Source organism: Cupriavidus necator N-1 (assembly GCF_000219215.1).
GTDB lineage: Bacteria > Pseudomonadota > Gammaproteobacteria > Burkholderiales > Burkholderiaceae > Cupriavidus > Cupriavidus necator.
In genome coordinates this window covers 710391-723696 of sequence record NC_015727.1, presented here as the reverse complement: position 1 = coordinate 723696, position 13306 = coordinate 710391, and the positions used below count along the sequence as shown (strand labels likewise).

General features: G+C 57.8%; 8 protein-coding genes and 3 pseudogenes. 2 read left to right on the top strand and 9 right to left on the bottom strand.

Annotated elements, in window-relative coordinates; genetic code table 11:
* Positions 1–101 precede the first annotated feature (101 nt).
* Positions 102–827, top strand: a complete 726-nt coding sequence (locus tag CNE_RS39990; RefSeq protein WP_013959154.1) for an AbiU2 domain-containing protein — start codon at positions 102–104, stop codon at positions 825–827.
* A gap of 222 nt (positions 828–1049) precedes the next feature.
* Here CNE_RS39990 and CNE_RS43210 read toward each other — a convergent pair whose 3' ends face one another.
* From CNE_RS43210 to CNE_RS39980, 8 genes and pseudogenes are all read right to left on the bottom strand, one after another.
* Positions 1050–1112, bottom strand: a complete 63-nt coding sequence (locus CNE_RS43210; protein WP_404997166.1) for a hypothetical protein — start codon at positions 1110–1112, stop codon at positions 1050–1052.
* On the bottom strand, positions 1097–1339 hold the full coding sequence (locus CNE_RS33310) for a hypothetical protein (protein WP_404997159.1): 243 nt from the start codon (positions 1337–1339) through the stop codon (positions 1097–1099). The genes CNE_RS43210 and CNE_RS33310 overlap by 16 nt, the downstream gene beginning before the upstream one ends.
* A 133-nt stretch (positions 1340–1472) precedes the next feature.
* Complete coding sequence (locus CNE_RS33305) at positions 1473–3635, bottom strand: endonuclease (RefSeq protein WP_148271762.1); 2163 nt, start codon at positions 3633–3635, stop codon at positions 1473–1475.
* 389 nt (positions 3636–4024) lie between these two features.
* Positions 4025–4165: pseudogene (locus tag CNE_RS39985) on the bottom strand (methylated-DNA--[protein]-cysteine S-methyltransferase); the annotation flags it as partial.
* A gap of 281 nt (positions 4166–4446) precedes the next feature.
* A complete protein-coding gene (locus tag CNE_RS33300; RefSeq protein ID WP_148271761.1) occupies positions 4447–5736 on the bottom strand; it encodes a hypothetical protein in 1290 nt (429 codons plus the stop codon).
* Between the two features lie 18 nt (positions 5737–5754).
* A protein-coding gene (locus tag CNE_RS33295) for an IS3 family transposase (RefSeq protein WP_238553039.1) occupies positions 5755–7307 on the bottom strand; the annotation gives its coding sequence in 2 pieces (ribosomal slippage) (positions 5755–6845 and positions 6845–7307; 1554 coding nt in all).
* Between the two features lie 40 nt (positions 7308–7347).
* Positions 7348–10512 (bottom strand): NACHT domain-containing protein, encoded by a 3165-nt coding sequence (locus tag CNE_RS33285; protein WP_148271760.1) that lies wholly within the window; start codon positions 10510–10512, stop codon positions 7348–7350.
* A 349-nt stretch (positions 10513–10861) separates the two neighbouring features.
* Positions 10862–11630, bottom strand: a pseudogene (locus tag CNE_RS39980) (IS110 family transposase); the annotation flags it as partial.
* A gap of 495 nt (positions 11631–12125) precedes the next feature.
* On the opposite strand from CNE_RS39980, the pseudogene CNE_RS43205 reads away from it, so the two are divergent.
* Positions 12126–12386, top strand: a pseudogene (locus CNE_RS43205) (hypothetical protein); the annotation flags it as partial.
* Here CNE_RS43205 and CNE_RS43200 read toward each other — a convergent pair.
* Positions 12381–12779, bottom strand: coding sequence for a hypothetical protein (locus CNE_RS43200; RefSeq protein WP_013959148.1), 399 nt, complete (start codon positions 12777–12779; stop codon positions 12381–12383). The pseudogene CNE_RS43205 and the gene CNE_RS43200 overlap by 6 nt on opposite strands.
* Positions 12780–13306: the final 527 nt, after the last annotated feature.

Below are 13306 nucleotides of genomic sequence, written 5' to 3'. Positions count from 1 at the left end.
CCTTTCCCACGCGCCGGCAGTGTGGCCGGCCTGGCGTCAGCAATGGCCTTCTCTGCCGTCAACCGCCTCCCGGCTTGGGGCGGATAGCCCTACCTGTCATTATGCAAGCAGATCTTTCCTTTGAACGACAACTCGCCAATCTCAAGCATGAATCGACGGCCATTGCATATTACGTATATGCGGAGAACACCATTGAGCATGCTGCATCACAATCAAAGAAGCTACTCAGCAGGCTAAACCAGACGCCAACATTCTGGCTTACAACCTCTTCGGCTCTCCAGGCATCGGCTTACATCGCAATAGCCCGAGTTTTTGACGAGAAGAGTTCACGATACAACGTGTTCGCGTTACTCGATGCCATGGAACATGAGTTCTCTATATTTGGTCGTGAAGGCCTCGCGCAACGCAAGATAGATGGGCAAGCTTCCCCGCCTTGGCTCTCGGAGTATCTCGATAAAGCTTACTATCCGACGAAATCCGACGTCGACAGACTCCGTCGCTACGTAGATGCTTACAATCGCCTCAATCAGAGAGCGCTACTGCCTGCGCGGCACACGTATTTGGCGCACCGTTCGGTATTGGACAGCCACAACGTCCAAGCATTGTTTGGCAGAGGAACAGTGAAGCAACTCTGGCGAATTGCTACATTTCTTCTGCGACTAGAGAATGCGTTGTGGGAACTGCTTCACAACGGCAGAAGACCGATTCTACGGCCTGCGCCGTATGCCATACAGGGGCTGTTTGAATCGTCAAATAGTCATTCGTCGTCGCCTCATGTCAGGATCGTTCACGAAACCAGGCTTCTCATGGAGATGCTGGAGAAATAAGCTCAGTTCGAACCGCCCGCGTTGGAAGGCGGTACACGGATACCCCTTGATGGAGAGTTGCGCGTCTCGGGAACGTTTTTCAACAAGGAAATGCGCAAAGAAAAAGCGATCCAGTCCGGCTGCCGACTCGCGCAAAGGTGCTCCGAAGCCGGCGTAACGTTCTGGCCATCCGAAAGACGGCTCGTTTCTGCAGCCTTTCGGATTTTTCCGCCAACCGCTCGGTCAGTCCGTTGCCGTCACTCGGAATTGCTCAATGGACTGGCCGGCATTCACCGTACGCTGCAGCCAGCCAGGAAGGTCTCCTCGACCATCCCAGTCTGTCCCTGCGCATCTCGGAAGAGAACTCTCTCGGATGCCGCTTCACCGTCCTTTGGCTGATCGAAACAGCCCACCGCATGCAGATCTTCCAAATGAATTCCGTAACGTGCCATTTGGGTCTTCACCCACAGGATCGCCTCCGCGCGCTCGCGCAGATTGTGAACTTCTGAGTCGAGAAGGAGGGGCAACTGCATATGGATTAGAGCATCCAGATCGGACGAGCGACGGGCGGCGCAGGAAATGGAGATGAAAGATGAAATGCACTCTCACGTCTGATTCTAGCTGACCGCCATGGCTGCTTCCGTGTCCGTAAGACCCTCCGGGAAGTCAATCCCGTACTTCAACCTGTGAAGGAAACATCTCCGTCAGGATTCTGACCGAATCTCTCATGTCCATCATATAGCTCTCGAATGCCAGCTCGGAGCCGCCAATCTGGAACGACCAAGTCACCGGCTGGAGCGCTTCCATCTGCGCCCGTACGATGGATTCCCCCTCCAGATAATCCACAAGATCGTCGATTTGGAACACTGGAGCTCTCCAGAATCGAATAGACGCACCGTCGTTACGCCGCGCCACCCCGGTGCGCAATAGGTTGATGAATTCGTGCGCCTGTCTCACAGGGTGCGCGCCCATCCGGTAACCTGTGAACGCGCGGTTCGCCGTGATGATACCAGTGTGGATTTTGTCGACCGGACCTTGTCGCCAGCCCAATGCGCGATGCAGCTCTTCCTGGTTGCCCGGTCGTTGTAGCCACGCTCGGCGAATGTCTAACTGCCTCTGCGCTTTTATCAGGTGTTCGTAAGTGGTGCGCAGCTCATGTGGCGAGCATGGGTGATACGAATTCTTGCATTCAAAGACGAAGATTTGGTCATCTCTTCGGCAGAAGATATCCGTCTCTCGCCGTCCGTCGATGTTCATCGTGATGTTTGTACGGACTTCGAATCCGGCCTCCTGCAAAGCCTCGCTTACTGCGCGCTGCATGGGATCGTCTCGGGTATTCTCGGCTGTTCGAAGGCGATTGGCCGTTACGATGTTCCGTATCAAATTAGACTTACCTACGACGGCCGGCGCTATGGCGTACCAACCGTCTGACTCAACGAAAGGACGGTATTGAAGATCGATGAAATTCTCCTTATCTGAGAGCGTAAGGAAATCAAGAACTTCTTCGGCTCTGTCATCTGGCAGCACGAACTTCAAGGTCGTGAGCAGCTGCTCCCGTTTCATGACGGGAATAGCCGACCGCGCGATGAGGCCATGCCGCCTTTCGCCGTCTGGGAATGTCTCGAACTTCATGCGGAACACAAGGTCGATGATCATGAAGAGGCGCTGAACCTTCGCAATGTCGAGTACGGTCAGTCGCTCTGTCACGGCGAGCTGCTCCACGTTATCCCCCGCGTAGAAACCGTCGATACCAGCGCTGTTGATCATCGCCATCTCTTCAAGGAATCGTCCGCTGTGCAGCAAATAGTCCCTGGTGGCGGGGTCAGGCGGTATTGCAAAAACGAGTCGCTCTATAGGTTCTTCGCGAATACCGACGAAGTTCCCAAGTCCTGCGTCAAACGCCTGTCGGACAAACTCCTCGATGGTTCTAATTCTGAGCCCCTGCTCTTCTCCTTCCCTGCGCAGTTCCATCGTCCTCAGGATGGATTGCACGTCCGTCTGTATGTACCCCAATCGTATGGACTTCTCGACAGCAGCATCTTCGGCCGCTATCGATACCTTGTTGCCTTGTACGATGGCGACATAGGGAAGGCCATCAATCATGATCTCCGCGTCGGCGAACTGCTTCAACTTCATCGCGTCTACGAGTAGCGACTGGTAGACGTTCTGATAAGGGGAGGCGATATGCTCGTCGGTAAGCCTCCACATGTACGGACTGATGCCGCCTTCTTCTCTAACGAATGAAGTGAGGAGCGAATAGCCCTCTGCAATCTCTTCGATTGTCCAATAGTCTAAAGATTCCGGGCTGCTCTCTCGATCCGCCGCGCGCCCAAGGGAGAACCTGAGATTTACAACGACAAGCAGCGTCTTGAGAAGCCGCAAGCGGCGCGAGTGGATTCGCGCGCTGATGCTTCGACGGAGTTGTCTCGCGTAAGGCGAGATGGTAGTCAATGCGAGCACGGACTCCAGATATCGATGCGCAGTGGATGAAATGCCGACATATGGCGATAGTACAAGCGCCGCCTTCACAACCTTCCGCACCGTGGCCGCACGATAGCCGTATCGCGAAGCCCGTAACGCCCCACCCCGCCGCAGCCCTGCAATCACGGAGTCCGCGTCTGAAAGCATCAAAGCAGCCATCGTAGCCACAGCTTCCTTCGGGCGATTGTTTGCAAGCTCCTCGCGCAACATCGATATCCCGGTTTCCCGCGCGCTGGAATCCTCTGGTAAGGCACTTTTGGCGAGTGCTGCGCTGAGGACAGCGGCGATTGTCGCCTCGTTCTTAAGATCTTGTATCGTCGCAAGCAAATCCATGTCTCTCTTTTCCATTTTTCTCGCAGCGCAGCAGCGCTCCCCGGTAAATCAGCGTGGTGGAACAAAACTCTCCAGCACCTGGCGGAACTCAGCGGTACCATGGCACCACTAAGCCCGCCTTTCGAAGCTTTGCGGCGCCTTCAGAATCAGCACCTAGACCGCCTCGTACCAAGCCATACCCCTGGAGTGAACCAACATGTACTACGCCGCTATTCAGCAGGCCACCCAAAGTGTCGAGAATCTCTACGTCCTCCTCGACAAGGCCGAGAGGTATGCTCAAGCTCAGAATTTCTCTGTGTCCGAACATATGACGAGTTGGACTTCTTAGGTCCGCTGTCTTTCATCGACGGCTGAGCAACACTTCTTGTTGGCTTTACCGCTTGACGCCGTCTCTCCTTGCGTGCCTAGCCATTAGCCCAACTCGCGCCTTCCAGCGACAGTAGCGTCTGCTTCGCAGACAACCCTCCAGCAAAACCCGTCAGCTGGCCGTTCGAGCCAATTACACGATGGCAAGGCGCGATGATGGAGATCGGGTTGCGACCTGACATGGAAAATGTGGCTGGCTGGAAATCCAGAGTTACCCTCTGGCCCGTTTTCCTGATCCTGCTTGTTTCTCTGCGAATCATGAAGAGTGTGGCGGAGGTATTCTGGAAAGTAGCGTAACGACGTGCTTGCATGCTTCCGCATCCGAGAAGGATGCGGTGGCTATGGAACTGGCAGTCATCTCTGCCGCCAGCGAAACCATGCCTGAGTGCTGTAATTGAGCTGTCGCTATCCGTCGGCTCGGCATAGCCAGAATGTTGGGGGGCCTCAGAAATGAGATCTCTCAACTTTTACCCTCATCCTTGAACTCCGTATCCGTCGGCGTAATCCAGGCTATCGGACCGTAGACTTCGCCGGCTCCGGATACGCGAACCAGGAGTCTATCCAACTCTCCCATACCGATGTCGTGATTTGGCCGCAGAATTGGCCAAGACCTCCCGGAAGCCAAATCAGGGTGGCGTGGCTCCGTGTCTGGTACGCCGTATTCATCGCGAAGAGAATCAATTAAGCGGAGGCATCTGGCAGCCGAATCGGCAGGGCCGCCGTCATCGGTAAGCGCAAGGAGCGTCTTGCGTATGTATGCAGCGGGTACCGGAACGACGTCGTAAGCATTGCTCATGGACGAAGAAGGAATCCGTGTTGTGACAAGTCTCTCCACTGTCTGCCACGTAACCGGCCCTATAGCTCCATTTCTCTCCAGTTTCAGGAGCAACAAGAACCCTTCCTCATCAGGTGCCGCTGCAATGGCTTTGGTTAGAAGCGCACGGCCGGGTACAGACGGCGCAGACTGCATAATCTCGTAGACGTGAGCGCGCAACACGGGATATTCTTGGAGAAGAGCCGCCAGCTCGTCTCCCATATGCAGCGCATCCATTCCCTCGCCGCCGATGTGTCCATCAGTCACCAACTCAACGAATCGCTGCGCCGAGGAAGGTGTTCCCATCTTCATTACGGCTCTTCGCCAGTCTGCGTTAGCGTAGAAATGAGGATCGAACTCGGCTAGTGTGAAGAGCATCGGCTCGGCTTCCGACGAGGGGGATTCTGCGAGAAGCGATACCATGTCTGCTAGAAATCGTGGCTCGCATTGTGGAGCTGGCATACCCTTAATGATAGCGATCGCTTCCATTGGGTGAGTGGAGAAGGGGACAAGCGAAAGCCACTCGCGAAGCTCATACCCGTCGCTCTGCACGAGAATCCAAGGCTCCTTCTTTGCAACCTCGAAGATCTCGGCAATACCGTCGATAACGATCGCGATATCTATCTCTTCCCCAGAAAGCACTAAGTTCGTGAGCAAGCGACAGCGCGCTCGCCGCGGCGCTGCCGCGATGAGCTGGCGGATGAGGTCGTCACGCTGGCCGTGAGGCAGGCCACAAGCGATGCTGCCTATAGCTACTGCCAGGTATTTATCCTTGCTCGTAGCGGACTCCTTGAGGCGGGAAGAAACGGCAAGGAATATCGCGTCCGCCGCCTCTGCCGAGTCGCCGGGTCCAGCTGCTCGTCTTGCGCGCCTTTCCTTCACCCGGGAAAAATCGCGTCCAAACGGGAATCGCTTGCCGGCTTCGGCGATTGTCAACGTAGTTGTCACGTCACCTCACGCAACCTGCTTTAGTTCTGCTGGCTCAATCCGTTCCGGATTGAGCCAGACTTCGTCTGCCAAACTCCAGTTCCGTGTCGGCCCGGACCAACGCTTGGGCGTTCTGGCCTTAGCCTCAGCATAGACTGCTTCACGGTGCGCCAGCACCGCCGCGGCTACGCCACCGTGGCGCTGCGCCGGTGTCACGAATTTCAGCCCACTATGCTTGTGCACGTGGTTGTACCAACGCACAAATCGCTGCGTCCATGCACGCGCCTCGTCCACGCTGCCGAATGCTTGGCGCGGGTAGTCCGGCCGATACTTGCAGGTCCGGAACAGCGACTCGGCGTAGGGGTTGTCATTGCTCACGCGCGGCCGGCTGAACGAAGCGACCACCCCCAGGTTTTCCAGGGTGGCGAGCATCGTCGCGCCCTTCATTGGACTGCCGTTATCCGAGTGCAGAACCAGAGGACGTCCAGCCAGACCTTCGGCCAAACTGGCTCGCCGCATGAGCAACGCCGCCAACTCCGCCGACTCCGCCCGATGCACTTCATGACCGACGATCTTGCGGCTGAACACGTCCAGCATCATGTACCAGTAGTAATACTGGCCCTTGATTGCTGCCGGCATCCAGGTAATGTCCCAGCTCCACACCTGATTGGGTCCGGTGGCGCAATGGCTGGTCACCACCCGCGCCGAGGGCTTGCGCGCACGACCGCGGTGATGCTGCTGCGACGCGCTACGCAAGACACGATAGAAGCTCGACTCCGAGGCCACGTACTGGCCGCGGTCCGCCAGCGTCGGTACGATCTGGCTGGGCGGCAAACTGGCAAACTCCACGCTGTTGGCCACCGCAAGAATCTGCTGGCGTTCCGCCTTGCTTAGCTTGTTGGCTGGCGCTGGCCGCACAGTGGTGGTGCGAGCATCTGCGACCACCTCGTCGCCTTCTCGAACCCAGCGCTGGAAGGTGCGCAAGCTCAGACCCAACTCGTCGCAAGCCTGTGCCAGTCGGCAGCCAGAGCGTTCTGCCTCACGAATCAACGATATACACAATCGGCGATCTGGGACGTTGATCAGTCGTCCTCTTTTTCTCCCCAAATCGCCTGGGCTTTTTTTCTCAGGATGAGCAATGCGGCCGCCTCCGCCAGCGCCTTCTCCTTTCGCTGTAATTCCTTCTCAAGCTGCTGGATGCGCTTCTTGTCACCCTTGGACTGAAGTCGTTGTTCTCGCGCCTGTTCACCGGCGTTGGCATTGGCCGAGCGACAGGCCTCCCGCCAGGCAGCGATCTGCTCCGCGTAAAGACCCTTGCGGCGGCAATACTCCGCCAATTCCGCTTCATTGAGCGGCGCGGTTTCCAGTACCACCGCAAACTTGTCCTCCGAGGACCACGCCTCGGGGTTCTTTCCATCTCCCGGCACCGGGACTCCTTGCGCTTTCATCTGTCGACGCCAAGCATACAACGTCTGCTCCGCAACTCCCGTCTCCCTTGCCAACGCCGACACCAACGCGTTCTCGGGGGGCATCATGCGACGCAACAGCGCTTCCTTTCTCTCTGCTGAATAGGCTCTCATTCACTCTGACTCTACCGCCCCCAGACTGGGTCAATCGAAATCAGGTGACACGACAACAATTCTGACGCCGGGGGGCTTCTGGCTCGTTGGTGTCTCGCCAGTGCGTCGCCAGGATCTGCGCTGCAGTCTCTGCAAGGTCGTCGTCCTGCAGATACTCTCGCATCAGCGACGAGGTTTCTGGGGTTTTGATAGCAGTAAACGCCCATTGGTACTCACTGGTGTGTGGACTGCGCGCTTCGTTTGTAGCGTCATCCTGACTCCACCCATTGGCCTCTGCTTGACTTCGGAAGTCTCTGAGGCGCCGTAGATTGTCGTCGAGCATCGCCCTAAGCGTGTCCAAGAGTCGGTCAGAGGGCGCTCGGCTGGCGAGTATTGCGACATGCGCAACCTGCGTGCGGCTTGCGCCAGTCGCCAACATGCGAGCACCCCAATCGACGACGAAATCCCGAACCCGTTCCAGCAAGCCAGCGTCCGGTGTGCCCGCTGACTCATTCGAGTCCCGGATTCGATGAGCGAGGAGATCCGCGAACGTCGCCAACTGTTCGTTGCCGGCCGCTGCCGCTCTAGCGCCGATAGCGTCAATCAAGCTACCCAAAGGAACATGCAGAAGCCGTTGCTCGAGACCAATGACTCTGGCGCGCGCGACATCATCGGTCTGCCCGCGCGAAAATAGTGCCCATGCCTCCAAATACGCATCCACGACGCGGCCAGTTACCGTCGGCCCCAGCACGCAGGCTGCAGCGTTGGCTCGACTCTCATCGATTTCCGGGGCAATCACCAGTTCAACCAGTTCATTGTCTTCAAGCGAAAGGTTCGCCTCACTCAGGAGAGTGTCGGCGACATAGAAGAGGGCCTTGCCAGCGCGTACGCGGGCAAGCACACCCAGTGCTACCGCGATTGGATAACGCAGACGAGCCTGATTGACTAGCGCATCGTCTTTTGCATCATCCATTGCCTCGACTATGCCTACGACATCATCGCTGCGGTCCTCGTCCCCGTGCTTGGCCAAGATGCCGCGTAGCTGCTCTGCCGGCGACTCACCCTTCGACGCACGTCGCCCAATAGCCTCTTCCATCCTAGTCTTTACGCTGGCATCCGACACATCGTCCAAAATGGACTTCTTCGCCACCAGGTCGAATGTTTCTTCACCTGCGTTGGCAAGCACTTCAGCTACGTGGCGATCGGCGCGTCTGAATGCAAAAGCTTCTGCAATTGAGGCCTGTACTCCCGGGTCTGGGTCCGCTTTCGCTACAGCGCTTGCCAAGTCCATGCCATCAATGCCACTACGTATGGCGATCTCATATAGCAAGTTCTCGCGACTGTTCTTGGAAAGCCCTCGAATCTTCGCCTCTGCATCCTTTCCTATGACGGAGACACGGAATCGCTGACAGTTACGAAGCGCCCTGAGACTAATCTGATCGTCTTCGTGAGAAATAAGGGGCCAGATTGCATCGAAGAACTCCGCCCGTCCCGAGGTCAGCATAAAGCGCACCGCACGGTCAACTTTGCCAGGGGTATGCCATCGTGAAGCGAAATCCTGAGCGGGGGTTCCTACTTGGTTCCAGATTTCGTCCGTCGAGCGGAAGATCATCTCCGCTGCAAGAATCGGGTCTACCTCAAATGCGGCGAAGATAGCGTTGACACATGCTTCTTGCTGCTGCTTATCGCCGCGCGCGAGGCGCTCGACCGCAAAGTAGATGGATTCTTCCCACGAAGGCGCATCAAGGATTTCCGTCTTCAAAGACTCTCGTGCCTTTCCGTCGCTCGCTGCCTCCAGCATACGACGCTCGACATGATGGGAGGCGTACCACTCCTGAAATTGATGATGCTGAAACGAAAAGCCCGCGGTGTCGCCCAATCTCATGAGGACGTGATGGTTCACCAGTACACCTAACACGTCGGCCGGTCCAGGTCTGGCAGCAATCTGTCCATCATCAAAAAGAACGCTCGAAGTCTCCGATACTGACCGCCGCGCCTGGTTGTCAGAAATGGAAGGCTGCGCGCTCCTCGCGCCAAATACCGCCAGCCCCTCCAAATATTGGAGTTGAAACCCCTCTACGACGGCCTGAAGGGCCTCTGCGTTGGCGTGGTTCCTTTCATGAGCGGCAACGAAGCCCCGTAGAATCTCTTCTTTGGTCATCGGAAATTCGGCGCCTTCTGGTAGCGAGAGGAGAGCTGTAACATAAAGTGGCGTCGTGATGAGTTGCCGTACGTGGGGTGTACGCCATGCACGGTCTACGATTTTTTCACCTTCTTCACCCTTCACAGCGGTTGCGATCTCCATCTGCTGTGTTTCATTGAGCGGCAACAACTCAACCACCAAGCCGTCTAGCGGCACGTCCATTGTCTGCTTGCGTGTGGAGACCATGACGCCAAGTTCCGGCAGTTGCGCTTTCAGCGTCTCTAGCTGTACACGCGCCCGCTTCCGTGAGTTCGAATCCAATTCGTTCCAGCCATCGAGAAGCAAGGCCACCCCTGGCTGCCCCGCTACCTCCCTGAAATCTGCTTCCGAGATTCCATGGAACGCCGGGCGTCTAAGGATGGAGCTAAGGAAGTCCAAGTCCTCCGTCGCCCAGTCGCCGAGGGATACAAAAACTGGCGTCCCTGTCGCATCGGCCAGCATGCTCTCCGCGACCTGAAACAGCGTGCTGGTCTTCCCCATTCCAGGCGGCGCTACAAGAATGAGGTCTTCCAGCGAAGTGACAGCGCTGGCCAGCGCCCTTGTTGTCACAGATTCCTCGAAGCCCTGGACTTCCAACGTCAGCGGGACCGAGGTGGACGGCCACTTCGCCGTTCGCCGGAACACCTCCAGGTCTGCAACTGCCGCAACTTTCAGCCGTTCGCCCGCGTCTGTCTTCGTCGCCGCACCTTGTGGAATACCTTCTCCATAGAGAACACGCCGCCTCGCGTCATCCTCGGCTTCGCGCTTCCACATGCGCAGCTCGTTAACCGTGAACTTCGAGTCGGTAGAGTCAATAGCGGTGCCGTGATCGCGACACATCCAGATGCCGTTTGTTGTGGCGGAGCGCTCGGCAGACGACATCTTTTCGTCATAGCGCGGTCCGCCTCGTGCAGCTGCGCAAATATGCGAGGCTGTTCCGACGTTGATGGCCTTGTTGTTGTCGTCGGCGGTAGCGCCAACGGTGGCCCTTCGACAACCTGGAAATGAACAAAGCCATCCCGCACGTTTTGCTATCTCCAGCACGGTCTTCTGCGTAAAGTCGTCTCGGTTTCTAGTCGCCACGGTACGTATGCTCCATTACCGGCAGCCCAAACTCGAAGGTACCGAGCTTCGGCTGCGAATATTTGGTCTTCTTGGGGCTATGTGCCCGAGCATTCTAGCTCGCCGCAGAGGTGCGATGAAGCCGCCGCCCCGGAAGCTCGATGGCCACGAAAGTCGGATTCATTAAACACTGAACTTTTGAAAACGCGTCTAATGCGCGTTACGCAAACTGCCTAAGCCTCCAGCCTGAAATGAATGGCGGGTAGGCGCGCGAACGCGCTTCGGAAGACCAATTGATGGTGGCCCTTGCAAGCCAGCTGCGCCCCGCACCTCCCTTCAGGCGTGTGAGGTGGTCGATCCTTTGGCGCACCGTGACGGGAAGGGCCTGGTGACGCGCCTTCTCCAGGGCGGTGAGTTGCTACCTGGCGAGAGCGAGTTGTTCGCATTCGCGCAGGAGGCGATGGTGCATTTCGGGGGCAGTGGAGAACCGTCGTAGCACCTGACCTCCCCCGGGCAAGCCGGTTGGCGAACCCATGTTTGAGGTCGTCCCAGCAGCCGAGCGTGCGCAACAGCTTTTCCATCCGGTTGCGGTGCTGCAGGACCTCCTTCTGCAGCTCTGCGCGATCGCGGGTCAGGTGGCGCAGCGCCTCGTCCTGCACGGAGGGTACGTGGACGACGTGCATGCGGTCGCGCTCGCCGTGCAGCCATGCGCGCAGGTTGAGCACGAGCTTGATGGCATCCAGGCGATCCGTCTTCGGGCGCCGCCTGTGGCGTGCGGCCGGAATGCTCGCGGCATCGACGACGTAACATTCAATGCCATGTGCCTGCAGCGCGACAGATCCAGAACGCGTCTTGGCCGGCTTCGTAGCAGACAACAGTGCGCACGGCGGCCGGCAGCGACCATTGCTGCTTCTGGCAGTCGATCAGATTCAGGCGGGCCTGCAGGCGCACGCCGGCCTGCGGATTGGTGAGGGTGTGCACCGCGGGCTGGTCGCGGCGACCGTCTCGTGGAACGCTATCTGCCAGCTGGCCGTGGCAAGCTCAAGTGAGACCGCCAGCACGAGTTCCTCTCTAAACCGATCCAACTGGGCGAGTTGCAGCGGCTTTAGCGCGCTATTTCTGGACCGGATGCCGCAGAACACCTTTGCGCACGATCGGCGCCTTGGACGGGCGGGGAGCTCTGGTCGCGAAGCCATTGCGCCAGGGCTGCACGCCGCCGCGGCGGCGCGTAAGCCGACAGCCTCTCGGCATGGTCCGCATGGGTACCGCACGATGCTGTCGACAATCGCTGGCAGGAACCCGACCCAGCCGACGCTTCTAGGCCGGGCCGAAAACATAAAGACCGGCCTCTTTATTGCTTCTGGGTATATGTGTCATTTCCGGCTTTATCCCGGCATGCCCCCGACCGGACACGGCACGTTGTGTAGGTGTATTGACGGCATAAAGCCTGCTCCCCCCAGGAGCAGGCTTTATGCCGTCTTTGGTTGTCTCATTTTTTTCTAGTGAAGCCGCGATTTGTGAGCTAGACTGCTTCCCGTCAGTCTCCTAAGGAGCTGATGTGGTGCCAGCACGAGTAACTCGGCTGGTTCCCGTATATGCCTCAAGGGCGAGCGGGTTTCGACAGTTCCGAAATCTTCCTGAACACAGGACCGCTCATGCCCATGTCTCTCGCGCAGGTGCGCGCACTCGCTTTCCGTCGCCAATCCGGTCTTTGCTTCTATTGCCATTGCCCAATGTGGCAGCAATCCATGGAAGCGTTCGCAGCCAGTTTCGATATATCCAGTCGTCAGGCTCGGCACCTGCAATGTACGGCTGAGCATGTGGTCGCTCGGGTTGACGGTGGTGGCGACTCACAAAGCAACATCGTGGCCGCCTGCCGCTACTGCAACACCAAGCGACACCAGCGCAAGGCCGCGCGGGATGCGGTCCATTACAAGCAGCATGTTGAGCGGCTTATGGGTCAAAGGCGCTGGCACGCCGCCTGGGTGTTTGAGAAGCAGTTGCGTTCGGGCGGACCGGTAGCCGCCGGCGGCGGCACCGATGTCAGACATTGAGGGGCACCAAGGAGTGCGCCAACACTCCTTGAAGAACTCGAAGATGTCGTCATCCGGCTCTCGCGGCCAGGGCTCTCCGCGGCGCTCAACCGAAATGAGTATCCCATCCCCGTACATGCGCTTCCCGATCTTCGGGAACTCCACCATCGCGGCCACGGATACTCCAAAGTGCTCATCCACGTTCCAGCCGTACACTTCCCCTTCCACGTCAAATCGAAGGATATCCGGGAGTTCGTCTTCTCCCGAGTGACAGCGACGGACGTTGCCCGAGGGTTATCGCGTGAATGGATAGCGTCCATTATGGCGCGAAGTCGAGGGTCGAATGAGTCCTCGAAGGTGAGCTCAGCGGCCCTATGCATGCCGGGCAGCTCGATCAGCCAGAATGGCGTAATGCCGCTCGGCGTCAACGAGCTTATGACCTCCCACCACAGCTCCTCGGTCACAGGGAGCTCGAGCTCCTTCGCGCGAGCAAGCGCCGCGCCAACATTGAAGATGACGTAGTGTGCCGCCTTCCGATTCAGGGTCGCGAGATCCGCTGCGCGAAGGGACGCGTAGGTTTGATGGCCAAGAAAGGCAGCAAGAAGCTGATGTACGTGGCCGAGCCTGATTTTAGGTGCGTGCTTGCGAAGGAGGGCGTGCGCTTTGCCGCTCCAGCTGGAGAACTGGTCCATGGTTGTCTCTCATAGTGCGGCGAACGTTGAGCGTTTAGCGTCCACCGCCTC

What these genes read in the sequence shown, in the direction of transcription:
- CNE_RS39990 (WP_013959154.1), top strand. Translation starts at nt 102, where the DNA reads ATGCAAGCAGATCTTTCCTTTGAACGACAACTCGCCAATCTCAAGCAT.
- CNE_RS33310 (WP_404997159.1), bottom strand. Translation starts at nt 1,339, where the DNA reads ATGCAGTTGCCCCTCCTTCTCGACTCAGAAGTTCACAATCTGCGCGAG.
- CNE_RS33305 (WP_148271762.1), bottom strand. Translation starts at nt 3,635, where the DNA reads ATGGAAAAGAGAGACATGGATTTGCTTGCGACGATACAAGATCTTAAG.